General features: G+C 66.8%; 26 protein-coding genes. 17 read left to right on the top strand and 9 right to left on the bottom strand.

Going from position 1 to position 23907, the window contains the following annotated elements:
- The first annotated feature begins 61 nt into the window (after positions 1–61).
- Positions 62–631, top strand: a complete 570-nt coding sequence (locus tag VOI27_RS23130) for a DUF4174 domain-containing protein (protein ID WP_416374631.1) — start codon at positions 62–64, stop codon at positions 629–631.
- 90 nt (positions 632–721) lie between these two features.
- Here the strand turns inward: VOI27_RS23130 and VOI27_RS01695 are convergent, their stop codons facing one another.
- The 6 genes from VOI27_RS01695 to VOI27_RS01670 all read right to left on the bottom strand — a co-directional run bounded on the left by VOI27_RS01695 (position 722) and on the right by VOI27_RS01670 (position 6318).
- Positions 722–2767, bottom strand: a complete 2046-nt coding sequence (locus VOI27_RS01695) for an acetyl/propionyl/methylcrotonyl-CoA carboxylase subunit alpha (RefSeq protein ID WP_323763554.1) — start codon at positions 2765–2767, stop codon at positions 722–724.
- Between the two features lie 313 nt (positions 2768–3080).
- Positions 3081–3440, bottom strand: coding sequence for a hypothetical protein (locus tag VOI27_RS01690; protein WP_323763553.1), 360 nt, complete (start codon positions 3438–3440; stop codon positions 3081–3083).
- Between the two features lie 81 nt (positions 3441–3521).
- Complete coding sequence (locus VOI27_RS01685; RefSeq protein ID WP_323763552.1) at positions 3522–3665, bottom strand: hypothetical protein; 144 nt, start codon at positions 3663–3665, stop codon at positions 3522–3524.
- 214 nt (positions 3666–3879) lie between these two features.
- Positions 3880–4251, bottom strand: coding sequence for a DUF6497 family protein (locus VOI27_RS01680; protein ID WP_323763551.1), 372 nt, complete (start codon positions 4249–4251; stop codon positions 3880–3882).
- Positions 4252–4367: 116 nt separating this feature from the next.
- Positions 4368–4724: a hypothetical protein gene (locus VOI27_RS01675; protein ID WP_323763550.1), complete on the bottom strand. Its 357-nt coding sequence runs from the start codon at positions 4722–4724 to the stop codon at positions 4368–4370.
- Between the two features lie 61 nt (positions 4725–4785).
- Complete coding sequence (locus VOI27_RS01670) at positions 4786–6318, bottom strand: acyl-CoA carboxylase subunit beta (protein ID WP_323763549.1); 1533 nt, start codon at positions 6316–6318, stop codon at positions 4786–4788.
- Positions 6319–6552: 234 nt separating this feature from the next.
- On the opposite strand from VOI27_RS01670, the gene VOI27_RS01665 reads away from it, so the two are divergent.
- The 4 genes from VOI27_RS01665 (at position 6553) to VOI27_RS01650 (ending at position 12003) form a co-directional block, all read left to right on the top strand.
- The gene (locus VOI27_RS01665) at positions 6553–7770 is read left to right on the top strand and encodes a multidrug effflux MFS transporter (RefSeq protein ID WP_323763548.1); all 1218 of its coding nucleotides are present in this window, start codon (positions 6553–6555) and stop codon (positions 7768–7770) included.
- A 93-nt stretch (positions 7771–7863) separates the two neighbouring features.
- On the top strand, positions 7864–9270 hold the full coding sequence (locus VOI27_RS01660) for a helix-turn-helix domain-containing protein (RefSeq protein WP_323763547.1): 1407 nt from the start codon (positions 7864–7866) through the stop codon (positions 9268–9270).
- 76 nt (positions 9271–9346) lie between these two features.
- A complete protein-coding gene (locus VOI27_RS01655; RefSeq protein WP_323763546.1) occupies positions 9347–10579 on the top strand; it encodes a putative DNA modification/repair radical SAM protein in 1233 nt (410 codons plus the stop codon).
- Positions 10579–12003, top strand: a complete 1425-nt coding sequence (locus VOI27_RS01650) for a UdgX family uracil-DNA binding protein (protein ID WP_323763545.1) — start codon at positions 10579–10581, stop codon at positions 12001–12003. The genes VOI27_RS01655 and VOI27_RS01650 overlap by 1 nt, the downstream gene beginning before the upstream one ends.
- 4 nt (positions 12004–12007) lie before the next feature.
- Here the strand turns inward: VOI27_RS01650 and nhaA are convergent, their stop codons facing one another.
- The gene (gene nhaA, locus VOI27_RS01645) at positions 12008–13204 is read right to left on the bottom strand and encodes a Na+/H+ antiporter NhaA (RefSeq protein WP_323763544.1); all 1197 of its coding nucleotides are present in this window, start codon (positions 13202–13204) and stop codon (positions 12008–12010) included.
- A 146-nt stretch (positions 13205–13350) separates the two neighbouring features.
- Between nhaA and VOI27_RS01640 the strand changes: the two genes are divergently transcribed.
- The 8 genes from VOI27_RS01640 to VOI27_RS01605 all read left to right on the top strand — a co-directional run bounded on the left by VOI27_RS01640 (position 13351) and on the right by VOI27_RS01605 (position 18766).
- On the top strand, positions 13351–14358 hold the full coding sequence (locus VOI27_RS01640) for an endonuclease/exonuclease/phosphatase family protein (RefSeq protein ID WP_323763543.1): 1008 nt from the start codon (positions 13351–13353) through the stop codon (positions 14356–14358).
- Positions 14359–14434: 76 nt separating this feature from the next.
- Positions 14435–15337, top strand: a complete 903-nt coding sequence (locus VOI27_RS01635) for a carbon-nitrogen hydrolase family protein (RefSeq protein ID WP_323763739.1) — start codon at positions 14435–14437, stop codon at positions 15335–15337.
- Between the two features lie 71 nt (positions 15338–15408).
- Positions 15409–15627 (top strand): translation initiation factor IF-1, encoded by a 219-nt coding sequence (gene infA, locus VOI27_RS01630; protein WP_011455993.1) that lies wholly within the window; start codon positions 15409–15411, stop codon positions 15625–15627.
- Positions 15628–15638: 11 nt separating this feature from the next.
- Positions 15639–16220, top strand: coding sequence for a nucleoside triphosphate pyrophosphatase (locus VOI27_RS01625; protein ID WP_323763542.1), 582 nt, complete (start codon positions 15639–15641; stop codon positions 16218–16220).
- Entirely contained in the window at positions 16217–17236 is a 1020-nt protein-coding gene (locus tag VOI27_RS01620; RefSeq protein WP_323763541.1) for a ribonuclease E/G, read from the top strand. The genes VOI27_RS01625 and VOI27_RS01620 overlap by 4 nt, the downstream gene beginning before the upstream one ends.
- Positions 17233–17415 carry a DNA gyrase inhibitor YacG gene (locus tag VOI27_RS01615; RefSeq protein ID WP_323763540.1) on the top strand — a complete coding sequence of 61 codons (183 nt, stop codon included), beginning with the start codon at positions 17233–17235 and terminating at the stop codon, positions 17413–17415. The genes VOI27_RS01620 and VOI27_RS01615 overlap by 4 nt, the downstream gene beginning before the upstream one ends.
- A 114-nt stretch (positions 17416–17529) precedes the next feature.
- Entirely contained in the window at positions 17530–17862 is a 333-nt protein-coding gene (locus VOI27_RS01610) for a hypothetical protein (protein WP_323763539.1), read from the top strand.
- Positions 17863–17980: 118 nt separating this feature from the next.
- Positions 17981–18766, top strand: coding sequence for an inositol monophosphatase family protein (locus VOI27_RS01605; protein ID WP_323763538.1), 786 nt, complete (start codon positions 17981–17983; stop codon positions 18764–18766).
- 229 nt (positions 18767–18995) lie between these two features.
- Here the strand turns inward: VOI27_RS01605 and VOI27_RS01600 are convergent, their stop codons facing one another.
- A complete protein-coding gene (locus VOI27_RS01600) occupies positions 18996–20069 on the bottom strand; it encodes a zinc ABC transporter substrate-binding protein (RefSeq protein ID WP_323763537.1) in 1074 nt (357 codons plus the stop codon).
- Positions 20070–20148: 79 nt separating this feature from the next.
- Here VOI27_RS01600 and VOI27_RS01595 point away from each other — a divergent pair, with 79 nt between their 5' ends.
- Genes VOI27_RS01595 through VOI27_RS01585 form a run of 3 tightly spaced genes read left to right on the top strand, consistent with a single transcriptional unit; the run spans position 20149 to position 22183 of the window.
- Positions 20149–20631 (top strand): transcriptional repressor, encoded by a 483-nt coding sequence (locus VOI27_RS01595; RefSeq protein ID WP_323763536.1) that lies wholly within the window; start codon positions 20149–20151, stop codon positions 20629–20631.
- Positions 20628–21383 (top strand): metal ABC transporter ATP-binding protein, encoded by a 756-nt coding sequence (locus VOI27_RS01590; RefSeq protein ID WP_323763535.1) that lies wholly within the window; start codon positions 20628–20630, stop codon positions 21381–21383. The genes VOI27_RS01595 and VOI27_RS01590 overlap by 4 nt, the downstream gene beginning before the upstream one ends.
- Positions 21380–22183, top strand: a complete 804-nt coding sequence (locus VOI27_RS01585) for a metal ABC transporter permease (protein ID WP_323763534.1) — start codon at positions 21380–21382, stop codon at positions 22181–22183. The genes VOI27_RS01590 and VOI27_RS01585 overlap by 4 nt, the downstream gene beginning before the upstream one ends.
- Positions 22184–22341: 158 nt before the next feature.
- Here the strand turns inward: VOI27_RS01585 and VOI27_RS01580 are convergent, their stop codons facing one another.
- Positions 22342–23277: a phytanoyl-CoA dioxygenase family protein gene (locus VOI27_RS01580; RefSeq protein ID WP_323763533.1), complete on the bottom strand. Its 936-nt coding sequence runs from the start codon at positions 23275–23277 to the stop codon at positions 22342–22344.
- 326 nt (positions 23278–23603) lie between these two features.
- On the opposite strand from VOI27_RS01580, the gene groES reads away from it, so the two are divergent.
- Entirely contained in the window at positions 23604–23891 is a 288-nt protein-coding gene (gene groES, locus VOI27_RS01575) for a co-chaperone GroES (protein ID WP_323763532.1), read from the top strand.
- Positions 23892–23907 lie beyond the last annotated feature (16 nt).

The raw sequence follows: 23907 nt of genomic DNA, 5'->3' as shown, positions 1-23907 counted from the left end.
CCTAATGCCTATATGCTGGGTACAAGGAGGACCCATGGCCCAGATGTACCGCGTTCTGACGATGATCCTTGCCGCGGCTGCCAGCAGCGTCGCGGCGCAGGAACTGGCTGTGGCCCAGACCCGGCCGCTGCCGGCCGAGGAGGGGCCGCAAGGCCCCGAAGAGGCCGTGGCGCCCGATGCGGAGCCAGAGACCCAGCCAGAGACCCTGCCAGAGGGCGCGCCAGAGGCCGTGCAAGAGGGCGTGCCCGAAGGCGTCCCGGTCGAGGTGCCGGTGATCCAGCCGGCGGGGGTGCATGAGCTCGAGGAATACCTCTGGCTCAAGCGCCCGGTGGTGGTCTTTGCCGACAGCCCGGCCGACCCGCGATTCAACCAGCAGATGGACCTCTTGCGCGAGCGGCTGGACGATCTGGCGCAGCGCGACGTGGTGGTGCTCACCGACACCGATGCCTCGGTGCTTACCCCCCTGCGCGAAAAGCTGCGGCCGCGCGGTTTCATGCTGGTGCTGATCGGCAAGGACGGATCGGTATACCTGCGCAAGCCCTTCCCCTGGTCGGTGCGCGAGATCACCCGGTCGATCGACAAGCTGCCGCTGCGCCAGCAGGAAATCCGCGACCGCCGCACTGGCGGCTGACCCGGCAGCCGGACGCGCACCATGGCGGGCCGCACCTGCGCCCCGCCGTGCCCTGTCACCTCTGTCCAGCCCGGCATTGCCATCGCGCGATCATTCGAATTCCATGATCACGTCATCCACCGCCAGGCTGTCGCCGGCATTGGCGTTGATCTGCGACACCACGCCGGTCCGTTCGGCGCGCAGGATGTTCTCCATCTTCATCGCCTCGACGGTGCAGAGCGCCTGGCCCTCCTGCACCTCTTCACCGACCTCGACGTCGACCTTCACGATCAGCCCCGGCATCGGGCAGAGCAGCATCTTCGAGGTGTCCGGCGCCTGTTTCTCGGGCATCAGCGCGGCCAGCTCGGCCTGCCGGCGGGACCGCACATGCACCTTCAGCTCGGCACCGCGGCTGCGGATACGGAAGCCATGGGTGATCTTGTCGACCTTGAGCACCAGCGGCGCGCCGTCCACCGTCATCCGCGTTAGCGTCTGGCCGGGCGTCCAGGCGCCGTCGATGCGCAGGCTGGGCCCGTCCTCGAAGTGCACCGTGGCGCCGTCATGGTCGGCGTCGATCGCCAGGTGATAGGTGGTGCCCTGAAGCGTCACCGTGGCCTTGTTGTCGACCCGGCGTTCGTGGTTGTCGAGCCGGCCCGAGACCCGGGTGCGGCGGATCTCGGCCACCCGGTTCATCGCCGCGCAGCAGGCCGCGATCTGGCGCAGGGCCGTCTCGTCCAGCGTCACGCCGTCAAAGCCCTCGGGGTATTCCTCGGCGATGAAGGCGGTGGTCATTTCGCCAGAGACGAACTTCGGATGGTCCATCACCGCCGACAGGAAGGGGATGTTATGGCCGATGCCCTCGACCTCGAAACTGTCGAGCGCCACGCGCATCGCCTCGATCGCCGCGCCCCGGGTCGGTGCCCAGGTGCAGAGCTTGGCGATCATCGGGTCGTAGTACATGCTGATCTCGCCGCCCTCGAAGACGCCGGTGTCATTGCGCACCGCGGTCTCGCCCTCGGGCGCCGCGCCCTGCCACTTGTCGTTGTCGAGCAGCGGACCGGCGGCCACTTCCGCCGGCGGGCGATAGCGGGTCAACCGGCCGATCGAGGGCAGGAAGTTGCGATAGGGGTCCTCGGCATAGAGCCGGCTTTCGATCGACCAGCCGGTGAGCGTGACGTCGTCTTGGGTGATCGAGAGCTTTTCGCCGGCCGCCACGCGGATCATCTGCTCGACCAGGTCGACGCCGGTGATCAGCTCGGTGACCGGGTGCTCCACCTGCAACCGGGTGTTCATCTCGAGGAAAAAGAAGTTCTTCTGACCGTCGACAATGAACTCGACCGTGCCGGCGCTGGCATAGCCCACCGCCTTGGCCAGTGCGACCGCCTGTTCGCCCATGGCGCGGCGGGTCTCTTCGTCGAGGAAGGGCGAGGGCGCCTCTTCGATGACCTTCTGGTTGCGGCGCTGGATCGAACATTCCCGCTCGCCCAGATAGACCGCGTTGCCATGGCCATCGGCCAGCACCTGGATCTCGATGTGGCGCGGCTGGGTGACGAATTTCTCGATGAAGATGCGGTCGTCGCCAAAGCTGCTCGCCGCTTCGTTCTTTGACGACTGAAAGCCCTCGCGCGCCTCGGCGTCGTTCCAGGCAATGCGCATGCCCTTGCCGCCGCCGCCGGCGCTGGCCTTGATCATCACCGGATAGCCGATCTCGTTCGAGATCTTCACCGCCTCCTCGGCATCCTCGATCAGCCCCATGTAGCCCGGCACGGTCGAGACATCGGCCTCCTGGGCGATTTTCTTGGAGGTGATTTTGTCACCCATCGCCTCGATCGCCCCCACCGGCGGGCCGACAAAGGCCACGCCCTCGGCCTCGAGCGCCTGTGCGAACTTGGGGTTCTCCGACAGGAAGCCATAGCCCGGGTGCACCGCCTCGGCGCCGGTCTGGCGGATCGCCGCGATGATCCGGTCGATCACGATATAGGACTGGTTGGCGGGCGGCGGGCCGATATGCACCGCCTCGTCGGCCATCTTCACATGCAGCGCGTGCTTGTCGGCGTCGGAATAGACAGCCACCGTCTTGATGCCCATCTTGCGGGCCGACTTGATGACACGGCAGGCAATCTCGCCGCGGTTGGCGATCAGGATCTTCTTGAACATGAGGTGTCCTTCTTGATGGGGCTGACATCGGCGGACCGGCCCGGCCGCAGCACATGCGTCGAGAGTGGGTCCAGGCCTGTGAGCGGCGGAGCGATCGGGGGAAAAGACGCGGGCGGTTGCGCAGGGGACACGCAATACCGCCCGCAGGTCAAAGGGTAACGGTGATCGATCGGGAACGATTGGCAGCCCGACCACACGGTTATGTCGGTGACACTGCGAGCGCTGCGGCCCGCTGCCAAGCGCTGTCGCGCAGTGGCGCGGCGATCGGCAGAGCTCCGCGTGTTTGTCGCGATCCTTGGCAGAAAGGCGCTCATCACCAGGTCGCGCCCTCGTCGAAGGCCTCTGGAAAGGCGGCGCGGGCGGCCTCTTCGTCGATGATCAGGCGGGCCTCGTAGTCCTTGGGATCGAAGGGATCGTCATAGGGCAGCACCTCGCGGCCGAAGAGCCAGCTGAGGCGGCCGGCGTCGAGGTTGCCGCGTTCGAAGGGTTCGGGGCCGAAGTTCTGCCAGAGCGCGGCCAGGAACCACAGGTCGGCGCGCCGGTCGGGGGCACGGCGGTCGCGGTAGCGCTCGCGCCGGATGATCGGCGTCGCGCCCTTTGGGTTGGGGCGGCGAACGGTGAACTGGAAATCGGTGCCGGGAAGGCGGCCGGGGAAACCGCGATGCTTGATCATGCCGCGCCCTCCTGGCCTGCGAGGGGCCGGTGCGCGGCGGGCGCAAGCAGGACAGGCCCGGGGGCCTGTCCCGTTGGTAAGTTACTTGTACTTGCCGGTGTAGACCGGTTCGACCGAAATCGGTGCCGGATCGACAACGATGTATTCCTCTTCCTGCTGCTGCGAGCAAGCCGCGACAGCGGTGAAGAGGCCAAGTGCTGCGATGAGCTTGATGCTCTTGGACATAAAGTTCTCCTGTCAGTCACAACGGCATGGATCCGCGCACGCAGCGAGGCCCCATGCCGACACAAAGGTAAGGTCACTTGGGTGTAACCCGCCTTAACGTTAGTGAATAACCGCCCGAAAATATACGGCTTTTCGACGCGGTTGCCGGCATGTGGCGCGAAAGCCGCATTTCTGGGCGGTCTCGGCGCGGACGCCGCAAGATATAGTAGCCGCATCAGAACAACTCCCAGATACAGATGGCATCCTCGATGGCATAGCTCTCGAAGAACTGCGCCACGTCGGGTGCGATGGTGCCGAATTCAAGCGGCTTGGAACTAAGTGATATGACGATGCGTTGGGCGGGCAGACCGCGGCGCTCAAGCTCGGGCAGGGCCACTTCGGCGCACAGGTGCTCCATGTCGGCGAAAACCGATTCCATGTCCTCGGAGGCCTGTTCGAGATCCGGCACCACGAATCGGGCGCGGAAGATCGCCAGCGGGGTCTCGGTCTCGTCGCGGTATTCCTGCAGGGAGACCTGCAGGCCAGACGGCACCTCGAAACGCGACGGATCGCTGGCGGCCGCCGGCAGGCTGTTGGCCCAGAGCATTGCAATCGCAGGGAAAATCAAGTGGCAGCCCCACCCCCGTTTCCGGGCTCCTCCCGGTGGGGCTGCGCGGCGTTCAGGTCCCCCTCGCGCCGCATTGAACTTGATGTCGCACAAGGTCATACCAGAACTTTCCCATGGGTCAACAGGGCACATCGCTGCCAGCGGGCGCGCAGCGCCGGGTCGTGCAGAAGCGCGTCGATCTGCGCCTCGGTGTGCGCCTTTGGAAACCGACCGGCAACCGCGCCACCGGCCGTGACGCAAAGCCCGTCGTCGCCGCGGCGCACCTGCACCACCGGCGAGAAGCCGCGCAGCCCCTGCAGCCGCCGCCACATGTCCTGACGAATCATCTGCGCCAGCCGCAGCATCCTCAGCGGCGGGAACCCGGCGCTGGCCGAGACGTCGAACTGCGCCACCGGCTGGCGCGACAGGGTCAGCCCGCCAGCGTCGCGGCGTATGTGCCAGGGTTTGCTCACGGGCATCTCCTCGGGGCCCTGCGGTCCCTCTTCGTCTCTTCGCGCGGTGCCGCCGGGGCGCTCACAGCGGGATGTTGTCGTGTTTCTTCCACGGGTTGGTCAGCTTCTTGCCGCGCAGCGCGGCAAACGCCCGGCTCACCCGCTTGCGGGTCGAATGCGGCATGATCACCTCGTCGATGAAGCCGCGCTCGGCCGCCACGAAGGGATTGGCGAAGCGGTCCTCGTAATCCTTGGTGCGCCCGGCGATCTTTTCCTTGTCGCCCAGTTCCGAGCGGTAGAGGATCTCGGTCGCCCCCTTGGCCCCCATCACCGCGATCTCGGCGGTGGGCCAAGCATAGTTCATGTCGCCGCGCAGGTGTTTCGAGGCCATCACGTCATAGGCGCCGCCGTAGGCCTTGCGGGTGATCACCGTCACCTTGGGCACTGTCGCCTCGCCATAGGCAAACAGCAGCTTGGCGCCGTGCTTGATGACGCCGCCGTATTCCTGGGAGGTGCCGGGCAGGAAGCCCGGGACATCGACGAAGGTGAGAATCGGCACCTCGAAGGCATCGCAGAACCGCACGAATCGCGCCGCCTTGCGCGAGCTGTCGATGTCGAGACAGCCGGCCAGCACCATCGGCTGGTTGGCGACGATGCCGACGGTCTGGCCTTCGAGCCGGATGAAGCCGGTGATGATGTTCTTGGCGAACTCTTCCTGGATCTCGTAGAAATCGCCCTCATCCGCGACCTTCAGGATCAGCTCCTTCATGTCGTAGGGCGTGTTGGCATTTTCCGGCACCAGCGTGTCGAGACTGTCCTCGATCCGGTTCACATCGTCGAAGAACGGCCGGACGGGCGGCTTCTCGCGGTTGTTGAGCGGCAGGAAGTCAACCAGCCGGCGCACCTCGGCCAGCGCCTCGACGTCATTTTCAAAGGCGCCGTCGGCCACTGAGCTCTTCTTGGTGTGGGTCGACGCGCCGCCCAGTTCTTCGGCGGTGACCTGCTCGTTGGTCACGGTCTTGACCACGTCGGGGCCGGTGACGAACATGTAGGACGAGTCCTTCACCATGAAAATGAAATCGGTCATCGCCGGCGAATAGACCGCGCCACCGGCGCAGGGGCCCATGATCACGCTGATCTGCGGCACCACGCCGGAGGCCATGATATTGCGCTGGAAGATCTCGGCGTAGCCGGCGAGCGCGTCGACGCCTTCCTGAATACGGGCGCCGCCAGAGTCGTTGAGGCCGATCACCGGCGCGCCGTTCTGAACCGCCATGTCCATGATCTTGCAGATCTTCTGTGCATGGGTGGCGCTGACCGAGCCGCCGAGGACGGTGAAATCCTGGCTGTAGACATAGACCATGCGGCCGTTGACCGTGCCCCAGCCGGTGACCACGCCGTCGCCGGCGGGACGGTTGTCCTCCATGCCGAAATCGGTGCAGCGGTGGGTGACGAAGGTGTCGTATTCCTCGAAACTCTCCTCGTCGAGCAGGAGCTCGATGCGCTCGCGCGCGGTCAGCTTGCCCTTGGCGTGCTGCGCGTCGATGCGTTTCTGTCCGCCGCCCATGCGGGCGTCCTGGCGGCGGTCTTCGAGTTCCTGAAGAATGTCGGTCATCATCGGCCCCTTGTCTGGTTCCGCGAGACCATACTGCGATGCAGCGACGACACAAGGATAAGGTGGAATATTTGCAAATAAGCTTGCAGGGAGATTGGAATATTTGCAAATATAGCTTTCCCACGGCCAAGGGGAGTTTTTGCAAAAATGCACAGGGACTTGTGCAGATCGGAGTGACAGTTTGTGGGCGCGCGATAATGGACTTGTTCCCGCCGCAGGCGTAAGTCTTTCCCCATGTCAGTTGCTCCTGCGGTCAGATTTCTTGACCGGTCCACCCCGCCTCATATCGTAACGCTGATCCTGCTTTCGGGGCTGGCGGCGCTTGCAATGAACATCTTCCTGCCGTCGCTGCCGGGGATGACTGCCTATTTTGACACCGATTACAGCCTGATGCAGCTTTCGGTCGCCATCTACCTGGGCGTGAACGCCTGTCTGCAACTGGTCGTCGGTCCGATGTCGGACCAGATGGGCCGCCGGCCGGTGATCCTTGGCGGGCTGGTGATCTTCATCCTCGCGACGCTCGGCTGTCTCTTTGCGCCCAATGTCACGGTCTTCCTGATCTGTCGCATGGCCCAGGCCGCGGTGGTGGTGGCGATGGTGCTGAGCCGGGCCGTGGTGCGCGATATGGTGCCGCAGGACCAGGCCGCCTCGATGATCGGCTATGTCACCATGGGCATGGCAGTGGTGCCGATGATCGGCCCGATGATCGGCGGGTTCCTCGATGAGATCTGGGGCTGGAAGGCCTCGTTCTGGCTGTTGCTGGTGGCCGGGGTGGCGACGCTCTGGCTGGCCTGGCGCGACCTGGGCGAAACCAAGATGCGCTCCGGCCAGACCCTGCTGCGGCAGTTCCAGGACTACCCCGAACTGATCCGCGCGCCGCGGTTCTGGGGCTATGCGCTGGCGGCGGCCTTTGCCTCGGGGGCGTTCTTTGCCTATCTCGGCGGCGCGCCCTTTGTCGGGTCAGAGGTCTTTGGCCTTCAACCGGCGCTGCTGGGCCTGCTGTTCGGTGCGCCGGCGGTGGGCTATTTTGCCGGCAACGGCATCTCGGGCCGGTACTCGGCCCGGGTCGGGGTCAACCGCATGGTGCTCTGGGGGTGCTGGGTCAATATCGTCGGCGTCGTACTGTCGATGCTGGTGTTTGCGATGGGGCAGGGCTCGGCGCTGAGCTTCTTCGGCTTCATGACTTTCGTGGGCTTTGGCAATGGCATGACGATCCCCAATTCCACCGCCGGCATGCTGTCGGTGCGGCCGCATCTGGCGGGTACCGCCAGTGGGCTCGGCGGGGCGATCATGATCGGCGGCGGTGCCGGGCTTTCGGCACTGGCCGGAGCCTTGCTGCAGCCCGGCACCGGCCCCTGGCCGCTGCTCTGGCTGATGCTGATTACCAGTATCCTGGGCATGGTCGCCATCCTGATGGTGATCCGTCGCGAAGAGCGCCTCAGGCTGGTATAGGCCGGGGGGGCGACGGTCCGTCTGTCCTGCGGGTTGCTCAGAGCGGTTTGCAAAGCTAGCCTGCGGGCGACGCAAATTCGCAAAGGCATGCCCATGGCCACCCAGAAACTCTATGCCGGCGCCAAGCTGCGCGAGACCCGCACCCGTCTCGGGCTGACTCAGAAGGATTTCGCCGGCAAGCTCGGCGTCTCGCTGCCCTATCTCAACCAGATGGAAAACAACAACCGCCCCGTCAGCACCACCGTGGTGCTGGCGCTGGCGCAGGAGTTCGGCTTCGACGTCACCGAGCTCTCCTCCGGCGATGCCGAGCGGCTGGTGTCGGACATGCGCGAGGCGCTGGCCGATCCGGTGTTCAATCAAGACGAGGCCGGCGCGCCGCCGCTGGCCGACCTGCGCCTGACCGCCTCCAATGCGCCGGCGCTGGCGCGCGCCTTTCTCGAGCTGCACCGCGCCTATCGCCAGACCCACGAGCGGCTGGCCTCGCTCGATGCGGCGCTGGGGCACGAGGGCGGCGGGCTGCAGCTGAGCCCCTGGGAGGAGGTGCGCGACTTCTTTCATTATTGCGACAATTACATCGACGCCGTCGACCGCGCGGCCGAGAATTTCGCCGCCACCGCCAAGCGTGGCGATGTGCCCGGCGCGGCCGAGGCCTGGCTGCGCGGTCAGGGGATCTCGCTGCGGATTGCCGCCACCGACACGCTGCGCCAGTTCGACCGCGCCGCCGGCACCGTGACGCTGTCGGACCGCGCCGCGCCGGAGACCCGCAACTTTCAGCTGCTGCTGCAGATGGCGCTGCTGCAACAGGACAAGCTGCTGCAGGCGACGCTCGACCTCGCCCGCTTTCAATCCGACACCGCGCGCGACATCGCCCATATCGGTCTGGCCAACTACTTCGCCGGCGCCGCGCTGATGCCCTATGGTCCGTTTCTCGCCGCCGCCCGCGAGACGCGGCATGATCTCGAACGGCTGGCCACCCGCTTCGGCGCCTCGATCGAGCAGGTCGCACACCGGCTCTCGACGCTGCAACGGCCCGGCGCCAAGGGGGTGCCGTTCTTTTTCGTCCGCGTCGATCAGGCTGGCACGATCACCAAGCGTCACTCCGCCACGCGATTGCAATTCGCCCGCTTCGGCGGCGCCTGTCCGCTGTGGAACGTGCACCGCGCTTTCGAGACGCCGGGCCGCTTCCTGCGCCAGCTGGCCGAGACGCCGGACGGGGTGCGCTATATCTCCATCGCCTGCGACATCTCGAAAAGCGGCGGCCGCTACGGCGCGCCGGTGCGGCGCTATGCAATGGCGCTGGGCTGCGAGGTCGAACACGCCGGGCAACTGGTCTATGCCGACGGTCTCGACGTGACTCAGGACACTAATTTTGAACCGATCGGCATTTCCTGTCGTATCTGTGAGCGAACCCATTGCCACCAGCGCGCCATCCCGCCGCTCGAGCAGCGGTTGCGCATCCAGCCTGACAGCCGCGATGTGCTGCCGTATGAAATCGAATGACGGGCGAGATCGAATGACGGGGATGTGAGCGGCGCGCGGCTTGTGGTTCATGCTTTGAGAACATATGGTGAACACCATGGCCAAACGCACCTTGCAGGAAAAGCTCGCGATCCTTTCTGACGCGGCAAAATACGATGCCTCCTGCGCCTCGAGCGGCGGGGAGAAGCGCGATTCCCGTGACGGGAGCGGCATCGGCTCGACCACCGGATCGGGCATCTGCCACGCCTATGCGCCGGACGGGCGCTGCATCAGCCTGCTCAAGATCCTGATGACCAATTTCTGCATCTACGACTGCGCCTATTGCATCAACCGGGTGAGCTCCAACGTCGAGCGGGCGCGCTTCAGCCCCGAAGAGGTGGTCGAGCTGACGCTGGAGTTCTACCGGCGCAACTACATCGAAGGGCTGTTCCTGTCGTCCGGCATTATCCGTTCGCCGGATGACACCATGGCCGACATGGTGCGGATCGTGAAGACGCTGCGCGAGGAGCACGGCTTTCGCGGCTACATCCACCTCAAGACCATCCCCGACGCCAGCCCGCATCTGATCGAAGAGGCGGGGCGCCATGCCGACCGGCTGTCGATCAACGTCGAGCTGCCGACCGATGCGGCGGTCAAGGATTACGCCCCCGAGAAGAACCCCGACCAGATCCGCAAGGCGATGGCCGATGTGCGGGTGCTGCGAGAGGCCGGGCGGGAAAAGAGCTATCGCGGCCGACGGGCCACAAAATTTGCCCCGGCGGGTCAATCGACGCAGATGATCGTCGGCGCGGACGGCGCGAGCGACGCCACCATCCTCAAGACCTCGACCCGGCTCTATTCCAGCTATCGCCTTGGCCGGGTGTATTATTCCGCCTTCTCGCCGATCCCCGACGCCTCTGCCACCCTGCCGCTGATCCAGCCGCCGCTGATGCGCGAGCACCGGCTCTACCAGGCCGACTGGCTGATGCGGTTCTACGGCTTCGACGCCTCGGAAATCACCGCCGCGCGCACGGATGGCAACCTCGACCTGACGATCGACCCCAAGCTCGCCTGGGCGCTGGAGCATCGCGCGCTGTTCCCGGTCGACGTCAACCGCGCCACCCGCGAGATGCTGCTGCGGGTGCCGGGGTTTGGCACCAAGACGGTGGGTCGCATTCTGGCCTCGCGCCGCCATCGCTCGGTTCGCTGGGAGGATTTGCAGCGCATGGGGGCCAATCTGAAAAGCGCGCGCTCCTTCATCACCCTGCCGGGCTGGCGGGCGAGGGATCTCGACGCCGCCGATCTGCGCGCGCGCTTTGCGCCGCCGCCGGAACAGCTCGCGTTGTTCTGATGCATCGCGTGAGCCTGCCAGAGGTCGGCACCTTCGAGGCTTGGCGCGATGCCGCCCGCAAGGCGCTCGCGGCTGACATTCCGGCAGAAGACATCGTCTGGCAGAGGGGCAGCGGCGGTGCCGATCTTTTCGGCGAGGAGACCGTGCTGCCACCGGCGCCCGAGGGCGCGCGGTTCAGCGTGCCAAAGAGCTTCCTGCAGACCGTCCGGCTGGCGCTCTGGCACCGCGACCCCGAGCGGTTTGCCCGCGCCTATGCCATGCTGCGCGCGCTGCAGGCGCAGCCGCGGCTGTTCGAGGATCGCGGCGATGCGCGGGTCGCCAAGCTCAACGCGCTGGCCAAGGAAGTCGGCCGCGACAAGCACAAGATGACCGCCTTCGTCCGGTTCCGCGATATCGGCGATCCCGCTGCCGAACGCCGCCGCTTTGCCGCCTGGTTCGAACCCTCGCATTTCATCATGGAGCCCACCGCGCCGTTTTTTGCCAAGCGCTTCGGCGACATGGACTGGACCATCGTGACCCCCGACCTGACCGCGCAGTTCGAGGCCGGCAAGCTCAGCTTTGCGCCGGGGCAGGCGAAGCCGCCGCTGCCGGAGGATGCCACCGAAGAGCTTTGGGGAACCTACTTTCGCAATATCTTCAACCCGGCGCGGGTCAAGCTGAAGGCGATGCAAGCGGAGATGCCGAAGAAATACTGGAAGAACATGCCCGAGGCGGCGCATATCCCCGAGATGATCGCCGGCGCCCGGGCGCGGGCCGCCGAGATGCAGGCCGCCGCGCCCAGCCTGCCCCCGATGCGCGCCGAGCGGATCACTGCGCGCTTTGCCGACGCCCGCGCCGAGGTGCCGGGCGAGGGCAAGATGGCCGAGGCGCTGGCGGGCTGCCGGCGCTGTCCGCTGTGGGAGAACGCGACACAGGCGGTGTCGGGCGAGGGGCCGCTCGAGGCGCGGCTGATGTTCGTCGGCGAACAGCCCGGCGACCGCGAGGACCTTGAGGGCCGGCCGTTCGTGGGCCCGGCGGGGCAGGTGTTCGACCGGGTGCTGCAGGAGGTGGGGATTGCCCGCGACGAGGTCTATGTGACCAACGCGGTCAAGCATTTCAAATTCCGCCCGCAAGGCCGCCGCCGGCTGCACCAGGCGCCCAACAACCATGAGATCGACCATTGCCGCTGGTGGCTGGATCTGGAGCGCGAGCGGGTGCGGCCCGCGCTTGCCGTCGCCCTTGGCGCCAGCGCCCTGCGCGGGCTGACCGGGGATGGCACCGGGCTGCTCAAGCGGCGCGGCAGGCTCGAGATGGCGGGCGATCAGGCGGTCTTCGTGACGGTCCACCCGAGCTACCTGTTGCGGCTGCGCGACCCGCAGCAGCGGGCCGACGCAGAGGCCGCCTTCCGCGCCGACCTGGCAGAGGTGGCGCGGCTGATGGCCTGAGGGCTCAGGCGGCTTCCGCCGCCTCTTCCTCCTCGTCCCCGGCGGTGTCACGCGCCGCCAGCATCAGCGCGCCGTAGCCCAAAAGGCCCGAGACCAGCGAGCCCGAGAGCACGCCCAGCCGCACCTGGTTCATCAACAGCGGGTCGTCGAAGCTGAGCGAGCCGATGAACAGCGACATGGTGAACCCCACGCCGGCGAGACAGCTCAGACCGTAGATATGCAGCCAGTTGGCCCCCCAAGGCATCCGGGCCAGCCCGGCCTTGACCATCACAAAGGTGACGCCGAAGACGCCGAGCTGCTTGCCGATGATCAGGCCCAGCGCGATGCCCAGCGGCAGCGGCTGCAGCAGGGCGGCAAAGCTCATCCCCTGCAGCACCACGCCGGCATTGGCGAAGGCAAAGACCGGGATGATGAAATAGAGCACGTAGGGCGCCAGACCGTGTTCCAGCGAATGCAGCGGGCTCTTGCCCCACTTGTCCTTCATCGGGATGCAGAAGGCGGTGATCACCCCGGCGAGCGTGGCATGGACGCCGGATTTCAGCACGAAGTACCACATCACGGCGCCGAGCAGGATCATCGGTGCCACCCGGTGCACCCGCTTGAAGTTGAGAAACAGCAGCAGCGCCAGCGGGACGAGGGCGGCGATCAGGTAGTTGACCTGAAGCTCGGCGGTATAGAACAGGGCGATGATCACGATGGCCCCGAGGTCGTCGAGAATGGCCAGGGTCAGCAGGAAGACCTTGAGCGAGGACGGCGCGCGGCTGCCCACCAGCGCCAGGATGCCCAAGGCAAAGGCGATGTCGGTGGCGGCCGGGATCGCCCAGCCGTCGAGCGTGGCGGGCGTCGACCAGTTGATCGCGACATAGACCAGCGCCGGCAGCGCCATGCCGCCGACCGCGGCGGCACCGGGCAGCACCACGTCGCGCGGGTTCTTCAGCTTGCCTTCCAGCAACTCGCGTTTCAGCTCGAGCCCGATCAGGAAGAAGAACACCGCCATCAACCCGTCGTTGATCCACAGGATCGCGGGTTTCTCCAGCCCCTCGCCATTGACCGTCACCCCGAGATAGGCGCCGAGAAAGGCGTCATAGGCCCCGGCGAGGCCGGAATTGGCAACGATCAGCGCCGCGACCGCCGAGAGCATCAGAAGTATGCCCCCCGATGCCTCGTGACTGAAAAAGCGGTCCATGGCGCGTAGAAGCATTGAAGTCCCCATATCCTGATGATTTTGTTTCGATATGCGCACGCGCGGGCGTATTTCAACTGGCTATGCGGTCGCAGTCTGCCTGGCTGGTTGCGCGGGGGCGCCGGGATGGCATAGTGCGCGGAGGCAGAGGCCGGAGGCGCGGGATGCGGATTGCGACCTATAACGTGGAATGGTTCGACGCGCTTTTCGATGACGCGGGCCGGCTGCTGGCCGATGATCAGTGGTCGGCGCGCCACGATGTCACCCGACGCGACCAGGCCGAGGCGCTGGGGCTGGTTTTCACCGCGCTGGATGCCGATGCGGTGATGGTGATCGAGGCGCCCGACAGCCACCGCGTCCGCGACGGGGTGCGGGCACTGGAGGGGTTTGCCGAGACCTTCGGCCTGCGGGCGCGCAAGGCGCTGATCGGCTTTACCAACACCACGCAGCAGGAAATCGCGCTGCTCTATGACCCCGACGCGCTGCGGGTGAGGCATGACCCCGGCGACAGTGCCGCGGCGCCGCGGTTCGACGGCACCTTCGAGATCGACCTCGATTTCGATGCCCAACGAGACAGGGTGCAGTTTTCCAAGCCGCCTCTGGAGTTGGCGGTCGAGACGGCGGGCGGCCAGCGGTTTCGGATGATCGGCGCGCATCTCAAGAGCAAGGCACCGCATGGCGCCACCACCCGCGACCAGATCATGCGGCTGTCGATCGCCAACCGCCGCAAGCAGCTGGCGCAGGCGATCTGGCTGCGTCATCGGGTGGTCGAGCATCTCGCGGCGGGCGAGAGCCTGATGGTGCTGGGCGATCTGAACGACGGCCCCGGACTGGATGAATACGAAGAGCTCTTCGGCCGCTCCTCGGTCGAGATCGTGCGCGGCGAGGGGCGCGACGGCCCGCGGCTCTATGATCCCAATGCCAGCATCGCGCTGCAGCGGCGGCTGGGGGCGCAGCCGACCACGGCACGGTTTTACATCGCCGGCGAGGCGCGGTACCTGCAGGCGTTGCTGGATTATATCTTCATCTCGCCGGACCTCTGTGCCAGGCGGCCTGAGTGGCGGATCTGGCATCCGTTCAACGATCCGACCTGTTGGCAGACCCGGGAACTGCGCGAGGCGCTGGTGACGGCGTCGGATCATTATCCGGTGACGCTGGATATCGAGGTCTGAGTTTTGGGGGCGCTGCCCCCGTCGCCTTTGGCGACTCCCCCGAGGGTATTTTTGAACAGAAGAAGGTGGGATCATGGTGAAACTTGCAACGGCGGCCTATCCGATGAGCGTGCTGGACAGCTGGTCGGCCTATGAGGACAAGATCGCCTCTTGGGTGGCGGAGGCGGCGGGGCAGGGAGCGGAGCTGCTGCTGTTTCCGGAATATGGTGCGATGGAGCTGGCGACGCTGGACGGGCCGGAGGTGGCGGGGGACCTGGAGCGGTCGCTGCATGCGGTCTCTGAGCGGGTGGCGGAGGCCGATGCGCTGCATGCCCGGCTGGCGGCCGAGCATGGGGTGCACATCTGCGCCGCCTCGGCGCCGGTCTTTGCCGGCGGCGCGCGGACAGGCGGGCGGCCGGTGAACCGGGCGCGGCTCCTTGCGCCCTCTGGGGCGATGGTGCACCAGGACAAGCAGATCATGACCCGCTTCGAGCGCGCGCCCTGGGGCGTGGTCGGGGGCGATCCGCTCTGCCTGATCGAGACCGACCTCGGCAGGATCGGCATACTGATCTGTTATGACGCCGAATTCCCGCTCCTGGGGCGGGCGCTGGCGGAGGCGGATATCCTGCTGGTGCCGTCCTGCACCGAGGCCTTGGCGGGCTATTGGCGGGTGCGGATCGGCGCCATGGCCCGCGCGCTCGAGAGCCAATGCGTGGTGGCGATGGCAAGCACCGTGGGCGCGTGCCCCTGGTCCGAGGCGGTGGACACCAACACCGGGGCGGGCGGGGTGTTTGGCCCGCCGGACCTCGGGTTTCCGTCGACCGGCGTGCTGGCCGAGGGGGCGCTGAACCGGCCCGGCTGGACCTATGCCGAGCTGCCCGAGGGCGCGGTCGCCCGGGTGCGGCGCGAGGGCGTGGTGGCCAACCGTGCCCATTGGGCAGAGCAGCCCGCGGGCGATCGCCCCATCACAATGCGCGATCTTCGCGCACATACCTCTTGAAAATCGCGCCGCAAGCGCTCATTTAGAGCGCGCCCGGCCTTCGTGCCGGGGTGTGTAACAAAGGAGAGACCATGGCCAAGGAAGAGATGCTCGAATTCCCCGGTGTCGTGAAGGAACTCCTGCCGAATGCGACGTTTCGGGTCGAGCTGGAAAACGGCCATGAGATCATCGCGCATACGGCAGGCAAGATGCGCAAGAACCGCATCCGCGTTCTGGCAGGCGACAAGGTTCAGGTGGAAATGACCCCCTATGATCTGACCAAGGGTCGGATCAACTATCGCTTCAAGTAACCGGGGTTCCAGTGAGGTTCATCCTGGGATCGGGAAGCCCCAGACGGCGCGAGCTGCTGGGGCTTTTGGGCGTAGTGCCCGACGAGATCCGCGCCCCCGACATCGACGAGACGCCGCAGAAGGCCGAGCAGCCCCGGGCCTATTGCGCCCGCATTGCCCGGCAGAAGGCCGAGGCGCTGGTGGTGGGCGGTGGCGAGGTCGTGCTCTGTGCCGACACCACGGTGGCGCTGGGCCGGCGGATACTCGGCAAGCCGGCTGATATCGGCGAGGCGGCGGAATTCCTGACCAAGCTTGGCGGGCGACGTCACCAGGTGATCACCGCGGTGGCGGTGAAGACCGCGCGCGGGCTTTGGCAGCGCGACGTGGTCAGCGCCGTCAAGATGAAGCGGCTGAGCGATCTCGAGCTGAACACCTATCTGCAGTCCGGCGATTGGCAGGGCAAGGCGGGCGGCTATGGCATCCAAGGGATGGCCGGCGCCTTCATCCCGTGGATTCAGGGGTCGTACCCCGCGATCATGGGGCTGCCCCTGGCCGAGACGGCGGGGCTATTGCAAGCGGCGGGTTACCCGCTTTACCGGGAGAGCGCCGCATGAAGGGCCGCCAGATCATCCTTGACGAATACGCTGGCCGCGAGGCGGCGGCGCTGCTGGTCGATGGCCGGCTCGAAGACCTGCTGATCGATGGCGACGGCGTGCGCCACGGCGCGATCTACCGCGCCCGCGCCGACCGGCCGATGAAGGGGCAGGGCGGCATGTTCCTCTCGACCCCGGACGGCCCGGTGTTCCTGCGTCAGGTCAAGGGGCTGAAGCCCGGAGAGCCGCTGCTGGTGCAGGTCACCGGCAGTGCCGAGCCGGGCAAGGCGGTGCCGGTGACGCAGAAGCTCTTGTTCAAGAGCCGCTATGCCATCGTCACGCCGGGAGCGCCGGGGCTGAACGTCTCGCGCCAGATCCGTGACGAGGCGGTGCGCGACGCGCTTCTCGAGATTGCCCACGAGGCGATGCCGGAGCGTGACATGGGGCTGATCCTGCGGTCGTCCTGCGCCGAGGCCGATGCCGAGGAGATTGCCGAGGACATCCTTTCCATGCTGTCGCTGGCGCGGCAGGTGCTGGCGGATGCGACGGGCGAGCCGGAAAAGCTGACCGAGGGTGACGGGCCGCATGTGCTGGCCTGGCGCGACTGGGTGGAGCCGGCGGAGGTCGAGACCGCGCCGGGGAGTTTCGAGACCCATGGCGTGCTCGACCTGATCGAGGACTTGCAGAGCCCGCGGGTCACGCTCAAGGGCGCCGGCCACATGTATATCGAGCCCACCCGGGCGCTGGTGGCGGTCGACGTGAATACCGGCGGCGATACTTCGCCCGCCGCCGGGCTCAAGGCCAACATGGCGGCGCTGCGCGATCTGCCGCGGCAGCTGCGGTTGCGCGGGCTTGGCGGTCAGGTCGTCGTCGACCTCGCGCCGATGGCCAAGAAGGATCGCCGGCCGGCGGAAACCGAGCTGCGCCGCGCGCTCAAGGCCTGCCAGGTCGAGACCACGATGGTGGGCTGGACCAACCTCGGCCATTACGAGCTGAACCGCGCGCGGGTGCGCACGCCCTTGCCGGAGGCCCCATGAGCTGCCCGATCTGCGCCAAGCCTGTGGATGACACCTACCGCCCGTTCTGCTCGAAACGCTGCGCCGATCTCGACCTCGCCAAGTGGCTGAACGGCAGTTACGCCGTGCCGCTTGAAGAGGAGGACGCGTTCAGCGATGACCAAGGCCCCGTCGACACCCCGCAGCGGCGCACCCATTGAGAGAAATCCCGCATTAATCAGGCGTTTGCGCAGGCTTTCGTTGACTTGAGGGCGGAAGCCGGTAGCCTTGAGGGCAATCCTTTCACGCGATTGCATCCTGATACGGGGGATACCATGACTTTGAGCAAAGCCACCTTGATTGCCGGGTTTCTTGCGCTTGGCGCGTCGCCGGCGCTGGCCTGGGGCGACATGTACACCGGCGACGGCACCACCCGGGCCGGCCAGAACCTCGTCTTTCCCTATCCCGGGGTCGCCAACTATTGCCCTGCCGGGCTTCAGCCGGTGCTGGCAAATGGCGAGATCTGTTGTGGCAAGCCCAACACCACGGCCGCCTACCACAACGCACCGGGCAAACGCCACGTGGTCCGCCAGCGCAGCCATGCGCCGAAATCCTATGCCCCCAAGGCCTATGCGCCAGAGGGCTACAAGGGCGTGATCTACAAGTAATCCCGTCACGACGCGGCGACCGGGGCCGATCCGGCCTTGGCAAGAGCCCACGGGCCGCGTATATGCGCGGCCTGATGCTTTTCGCCCGTGCCACGGGTGACCCCCGAAGGAGCCGGATATGCAGGGCAGCGCCAATCTCAACATCATGATGAAGACCGCGCGCAAGGCGGGCCGGTCTCTGGTCAAGGATTTCCGCGAGGTCGAGAACCTGCAGAGCTCGTCCAAGGCGGCGGGCGACTTTGTCACCCGCGCCGATATCGCGGCGGAAAAGATCATCAAGGATGAGCTGCTGGGCGCGCGGCCGACCTATGGCTTTCTCGGCGAAGAGGGCGGTGAGACCGCCGGCCAGGACCCGACCCGCCGCTGGATCGTCGATCCGCTCGACGGCACTTCGAACTTCCTGCACGGGCTGCCGCATTGGGCGGTCTCGATCGCGCTCGAACACAAGGGCCAGATCGTCTCGGCGGTGGTCTTCGACCCGGCCAAGGACGAGATGTTCTTTGCCGAGAAGGGCGGCGGCGCCTGGATGAACGACCAGCGGGTGCGGGTCTCTGACCGGCGCGGCATGAACGAGGCACTGTTTGCCACCGGTGTGCCCTTCGGCACCCGCCGGGGCCTGCCCGACACGCTCAAGGATCTCGGCCGGCTGATGCCGGTCTGTGCCGGCGTGCGGCGCTGGGGGGCGGCGGCGCTCGACCTTGCCTATGTGGCGGCCGGTCGCTTCGATGGCTACTGGGAGCGCGAGGTGCAGGCCTGGGACGTGGCCGGCGGCTTGCTGATCGCCCGCGAGGCCGGCGCGCTGGCCGAAGCCATCACCCCCGACGAGGACCCGCTGATGGACCGCACGGTGATCTGTGCCAACGAGCGGCTGTTCAACCAGTTCGCCAAGGTGATCCGCGGCTGAACCGTCATGGCCGAGCCTAAGCCCGGCCACCGCTCGCCCGTCGCCGAGCCAAGGTCCATTCGTCAGGAAAGCCAAGCCCTGAGAAGGGCTTGGCCGGCAGGTTAGCCCGAGGCTGCGCCATGGCCCAGCCTTCAGGCCGGATCGGCGCTGCGCCAAAGCTCAGCCGCCATGCCCGTTGGGCGTTACGCCCAGGGTCAGCCGCCACGCCAGTTGGGCGCTGAGCCAAGGCTCAGCCGCCGAGGCACCCCGCAATATCCTCGGCCATCGCGCCGATCAGCCCTGGGTAGAAGCTGGCGCCGGTCTCGAGCCGGCTGCCCAGCGGGTCGAGCGTGGCGATGCGTGCGCCTGTGCCTTCGGCCAGCGTCTCGATCAGCCCGCGTTCGAACTGCGGTTCCGCGAACAGGCAGGCGATGCCCTCTTCCGCGACGCGGACCTGCAGCGCGCGAACGCGGGCCGGACCGGGCGCGGCGGCATCGCCGAGCGAGACCGAACCCGCCGCGTGCAGATCGAACCGGGTTTCGAAATAGTGATAGGCGTCGTGGAAGACGAGAAAGCCCGCGTCGTGATGCGGCGCCAGCAACGCCTCGGCGGCCTGCGCGGCGGCCTCGATCTCGGCCACACCGGCCTCGGCATTGGCGCGGTAGGTCCCGGCGTTCTGCGGATCGGCCTCGGCCAGGGTCTCGGCGATCAGCAGGCTCCAGGCCTTGGCGTTTTCCGGGTCGAGCCAGCTGTGGGGGTCGCGGTCGCCGTGGTCATGGCCGGCGTGGTCGTCGTGATCGTGTGCCGCATGGTCCTCTGCGTCATGGTAGTGGCTCTCGTGGTCATGCCCCGCGTGGTCTGCTTCGCCATGATCGTGTCCCTCGTGGTCATGTTCCGCGTGGTCTTCATGGGCGTGGTCGTCGCGATCCGCCTGCGCGTCCTCTGCGGGGCCGTGATCATGGCCCTCGCCAAAACTCTCACGCCAGCCCAGCAGCCGGGTCTCCGGGCGGGCATTGAGGTCGATCACCGCGCCGAGCGACAGGCTGTCGAGCGTCCGGTCGAGCCAGGGCGCCAGCGCCGGGCCCATCCAGAACACCAGGTCGGCCCCCTGAAGCGCGCGTGCCTGCGACGGCCGCAGCGCGAAGTCATGCGGCGAGGCACCGGCCGGCACGATCAGCTCTGGCGTACCGAGACCCTGCATGACCCGCGACACCAGCCCGTGCACCGGGGCGATATCGGTGGCCACCTGCGGCACCTCGGCCAGCGCGCTGGTCCCGGCGAAAGCGCCAAGAGCGAAAGAGAGAGTGACAATTTTCTGCATCATGTATGTTACCTTATAACGTTCACGGCTTGATACACACGATGTTATTACGTAACAAGTAGAAAGTCGGAAAGGACGTACCATGGACCCGATAGGCTTTCACCAGCACGATCACGAGACCTGCATGTCCGGCGGGGTGGCCGCGGCGGATGACTACTGCGCCGCCAAGGGGCTGCAATTCACCCCGGTGCGCCGCCGCACGCTCGAGATCCTGCTGTCGGAACACCGCGCAATGGGCGCCTATGATCTGCTCGAGGTGCTGGGCGCCGAGGGGTTCGGCAGCCAGCCGCCGGTGGTCTACCGGGCGCTGGAGTTTCTGGTGAAGAACGGCTTTGCCCACAAGATCGAGCGGCTCAACGCCTTTGTCGGCTGCGTCCATCCGGGCGCCGATCACACCCCGGCCTTCCTGATCTGCCGGCGCTGCGACGCGGTGGCCGAAACCCGCGCCCGCCCGGCGATGACCCTGCTGCGCGACCTGGCGGAAGAGGCAGGCTTTGCCGTCGAACGCGCGGTGATCGAGGCCGAGGGGCTCTGCCCCAATTGCCGCGAGGCCGCCGAGGCATGAGCTTGATGACGATGCAGGGCGTGAGCATCCGCCACGGTCGGTTCCCGGCGCTGAGCCAGGTCGATTTCGCCATCGACCAGGGCGAGATCGTCACCGTCGTCGGCCCCAATGGCTCTGGCAAGTCGACGCTGTTGCGGGCGCTGATCGGCGCCATCAAGCCCCATGTGGGCCGGATCGATCGGCAAAGCGGCCTGCGCATCGGCTATGTGCCGCAAAAGCTGCATATCGACCCGACCCTGCCGATGCCGGTGATGCGCTTCCTGTCGCTGCCGAAACCGGTCTCGACGGCGCGCCGCGCCACGGCGCTCGCGCGGGCCGGGGTCTCTGACCTCGCTTCCCGACAGATGTCGGCGCTCTCCGGCGGCCAGCTGCAACGGGTGCTGCTGGCGCGGGCGATCCTGCACGAGCCGCATCTGCTTTTGCTCGACGAGCCGACCCAGGGGCTCGACCAGCCCGGCGCGGCGGCCTTCTACCGCCGGATCGAGGACCTCAGGGCCGAGCTGGGCTGCGCGGTGCTGATGGTGAGCCATGATCTGCACGTGGTGATGAGCGCCTCTGACCGGGTGATCTGCCTCAACGGTCATGTCTGCTGCGAAGGCCGGCCCGAGATCGTCGCCTCGGCACCGGAATACCGCGCGCTCTTTGGCAGCGGCACCGGCGGCGCGCTGGCGCTCTATCGGCATGAACACGACCACGAGCATGACGCCGCCTGCGATCATGACCATGGGCATAAACACGAGGCGGCGGAATGACCCTGCTCGACGATTTCCTGATTCGCGCGGTGCTGGCCGGGCTTGGCGTGGCGCTGGCGGCGGCGCCGCTCGGTTGTTTCGTGGTCTGGCGGCGGATGGCCTATTTCGGCGATGCCACGGCGCATGCCTCGATCCTCGGGGTGGCGCTGGCGCTGGCGTTCTCGGCCTCGCCCTTCCTCGGCGCGCTGATCGTGGCGCTGGCGATGGCCACTTTGGTCTCGGTGCTCTCCGGGCGCGGTTTCGCGGTCGACACCATGCTGGGGGTGCTGGCGCATTCGGCGCTGGCCTTTGGTCTGGTGGCGGTGTCGCTGCTCGACGGCGTGCGGATCGACCTGATGTCCTATCTCTTCGGCGACATCCTCGCCGTCGGCCGCACCGACCTGCTGGTGATCTGGGGCGGGGCGGCGACGGTGATCGGGCTGATGGTCTGGCGCTGGCAGGCGCTGCTGACCGCGACGCTCAGCGACGAGCTGGCCTGGGCCGCCGGCATCGACCCGCGGCGCGAGCAGATGGTGCTGACCCTGGCGCTGGCGCTGGTGGTGGCGGTGGCGATCAAGGTGGTGGGGGTGCTGCTGATCGCCGCCATGCTGATCATCCCGGCGGCCACCGCCCGGCCGCTGTCCGCCACGCCCGAGACCATGGCCACGATCGCCGCCCTGGTCGGCGCCGGTGCGGTGATCGGCGGCATGCAGCTGGCACTGCTGCTCGATTCGCCTACCGGCCCCACCATCGTCTGTGCTGCCGCGCTGCTATTTGCCACCAGCGTCCTGCTCTCCGTGCTGCGTGGCGCCAGGACCTGAGCCCGCAATCCAGCCCGGATCCAGCCCTTCTTCTGTTCAAAAATACCCTTGGGGGGAGGCCGCAGGCCCGGGGGGCAAAGCCCCCCGTCCAAGCTTACAAAGCGGGGCAAAGCCCCCCGTCCAGGCTCACAAAGCGGGGCAAAGCTCTCCGTCCAGGCTCACATTTCCGCGGTCCGGCCCCCGTCACGCAGGTCGGCCGGCACCGGGTAGTCCGGATGGTCGATCGGCTTGTGGCAGTGGTGTGCCGGCTGCGGTGGTTCCTGCAGCGCCGCGACCGCGGCGACCTCCTGTGCCACTGTGCCGCCTTCAGGCAGCGCCGCGCGCCAGGCGGCCGGCCAGTCGGCGGCATCGGCGCGGGCGGTGATAAGCGCCATCCAGCGGCGTCGTGCCTCGATCCACGCCTCCGACTGCGCCTTTGCGGCGCTGATCGACGCCGCCGGGCGGAACCCGGCATAGATCGTCCGGCGCACGTTCGGGCGGCGTTTGGGGCGCGAGGCATGCAGCACCATGACGTGTTGCACCAGGATGTCTCCGGCTTGCGCCGGCACATCGATCGCGCCGGGGATATCCCAGCCATGTTCGCCGGCAAGCGCGCAGATATCGGCCAGTTCATGATGGGTGCCGGGCACATAGCGCAGGCAGCCATCGTCGATCTCGGCATCGTCGAGGTAGATGCCGACGTTCAGGTAGGGACAGCGTTCCGCGTGCCGAGCGTCCTGGTGCCAGATCACATAGCCATTGGGGTGCGGACGCTTGTAGAGCAGGTCGGTCTCGACCGGCACCGCATCGGCGCCGCAGATCTCGCGCGCAATGGCCATCATCGGCGGTGAGGACAGCAGATCAATCACCTCCTCGGGGCACCATTCCAACAACCGGTTGACCCGCTCCACCACCGGCCCTCCCGGTGCATCAAACACCGCCGCCGTGCCGGAATTGCAGGCCCTTGCGTGTTCGTCCAGGGCCCTTGCCTCCAGCCGGTCGGCCGTGTCACGCAATCGGTCCAGCAGTTCGGGCGGCACGGCGCCGGGCAAGCGGGTAAACCCTTGGCGGTCCAGCTGCCGCAACTGCGCCGGCGACAGCGTGAAATTCGCCATGCCCTCTCTCCCCTCAGGCCACCTGATCCAGAGTGACGCGGCCGGTCACATGCGTCAAGCGCCGCGCCCGAGGGTCCAGGCGGCTGGCAGGCAAGCGGGTTGGTCGGCCGGGGTTGCAATCGCCGCCGGCAGTCCACAGGTCACCCGGACCGGCGGCGTGCCGCCCGGGATTGCCCGATCCGGCACAAAATTTTCCAAGCCAGTTGTTGACAGCGCAAATCGAACTGCCTAGCTATGCGCCGTTAGCACTCAAACAGGGTGAGTGCTAACGCCTCCCCGAGGGGAGGCGAGACTGGAACAGAACTTTGAGCCAAGGAGCTGCAAAGATGGCATTTACACCGCTGCATGACCGCGTGCTGGTGCGTCGCACTGAGAGCGAAGAGAAAACCAAAGGCGGGCTGATCATTCCTGACAGCGCTAAGGAAAAGCCGCAGGAAGGTGAAGTTGTGGCCGTGGGCGCAGGCGCGCGTGACGACGACGGCAAGCGGGTCGATATGGACGTGAAAGCCGGCGACAAGATCCTGTTCGGCAAATGGTCGGGCACCGAGATCACGCTGGACGGCGAAGAGCTGCTGATCATGAAGGAAAGCGACATCATGGGCGTTATCGCCTGAATGTCGCCGGGCGGCC

This window comes from Marinovum sp. (assembly GCF_034669705.1).
In the GTDB taxonomy this organism is placed as follows: domain Bacteria; phylum Pseudomonadota; class Alphaproteobacteria; order Rhodobacterales; family Rhodobacteraceae; genus Marinovum.
The sequence above is the reverse complement of the archived record's forward strand: the minus strand, read 5'-3'. Positions and strand labels throughout refer to the sequence as shown.

Coding starts and splice junctions, on each gene's coding strand:
- VOI27_RS23130 (WP_416374631.1), top strand. CDS start 62: ATGATCCTTGCCGCGGCTGCCAGCAGCGTCGCGGCGCAGGAACTGGCT.
- VOI27_RS01695 (WP_323763554.1), bottom strand. CDS start 2,767: ATGTTCAAGAAGATCCTGATCGCCAACCGCGGCGAGATTGCCTGCCGT.
- VOI27_RS01690 (WP_323763553.1), bottom strand. CDS start 3,440: ATGATCAAGCATCGCGGTTTCCCCGGCCGCCTTCCCGGCACCGATTTC.
- VOI27_RS01685 (WP_323763552.1), bottom strand. CDS start 3,665: ATGTCCAAGAGCATCAAGCTCATCGCAGCACTTGGCCTCTTCACCGCT.
- VOI27_RS01680 (WP_323763551.1), bottom strand. CDS start 4,251: ATGCTCTGGGCCAACAGCCTGCCGGCGGCCGCCAGCGATCCGTCGCGT.
- VOI27_RS01670 (WP_323763549.1), bottom strand. CDS start 6,318: ATGACCGACATTCTTCAGGAACTCGAAGACCGCCGCCAGGACGCCCGC.
- VOI27_RS01665 (WP_323763548.1), top strand. CDS start 6,553: ATGTCAGTTGCTCCTGCGGTCAGATTTCTTGACCGGTCCACCCCGCCT.
- VOI27_RS01660 (WP_323763547.1), top strand. CDS start 7,864: ATGGCCACCCAGAAACTCTATGCCGGCGCCAAGCTGCGCGAGACCCGC.
- VOI27_RS01655 (WP_323763546.1), top strand. CDS start 9,347: ATGGCCAAACGCACCTTGCAGGAAAAGCTCGCGATCCTTTCTGACGCG.
- VOI27_RS01650 (WP_323763545.1), top strand. CDS start 10,579: ATGCATCGCGTGAGCCTGCCAGAGGTCGGCACCTTCGAGGCTTGGCGC.
- nhaA (WP_323763544.1), bottom strand. CDS start 13,204: ATGCTTCTACGCGCCATGGACCGCTTTTTCAGTCACGAGGCATCGGGG.
- VOI27_RS01640 (WP_323763543.1), top strand. CDS start 13,351: ATGCGGATTGCGACCTATAACGTGGAATGGTTCGACGCGCTTTTCGAT.
- infA (WP_011455993.1), top strand. CDS start 15,409: ATGGCCAAGGAAGAGATGCTCGAATTCCCCGGTGTCGTGAAGGAACTC.
- VOI27_RS01620 (WP_323763541.1), top strand. CDS start 16,217: ATGAAGGGCCGCCAGATCATCCTTGACGAATACGCTGGCCGCGAGGCG.
- VOI27_RS01615 (WP_323763540.1), top strand. CDS start 17,233: ATGAGCTGCCCGATCTGCGCCAAGCCTGTGGATGACACCTACCGCCCG.
- VOI27_RS01610 (WP_323763539.1), top strand. CDS start 17,530: ATGACTTTGAGCAAAGCCACCTTGATTGCCGGGTTTCTTGCGCTTGGC.
- VOI27_RS01605 (WP_323763538.1), top strand. CDS start 17,981: ATGCAGGGCAGCGCCAATCTCAACATCATGATGAAGACCGCGCGCAAG.
- VOI27_RS01600 (WP_323763537.1), bottom strand. CDS start 20,069: ATGATGCAGAAAATTGTCACTCTCTCTTTCGCTCTTGGCGCTTTCGCC.
- VOI27_RS01595 (WP_323763536.1), top strand. CDS start 20,149: ATGGACCCGATAGGCTTTCACCAGCACGATCACGAGACCTGCATGTCC.
- VOI27_RS01590 (WP_323763535.1), top strand. CDS start 20,628: ATGAGCTTGATGACGATGCAGGGCGTGAGCATCCGCCACGGTCGGTTC.
- VOI27_RS01585 (WP_323763534.1), top strand. CDS start 21,380: ATGACCCTGCTCGACGATTTCCTGATTCGCGCGGTGCTGGCCGGGCTT.
- VOI27_RS01580 (WP_323763533.1), bottom strand. CDS start 23,277: ATGGCGAATTTCACGCTGTCGCCGGCGCAGTTGCGGCAGCTGGACCGC.
- groES (WP_323763532.1), top strand. CDS start 23,604: ATGGCATTTACACCGCTGCATGACCGCGTGCTGGTGCGTCGCACTGAG.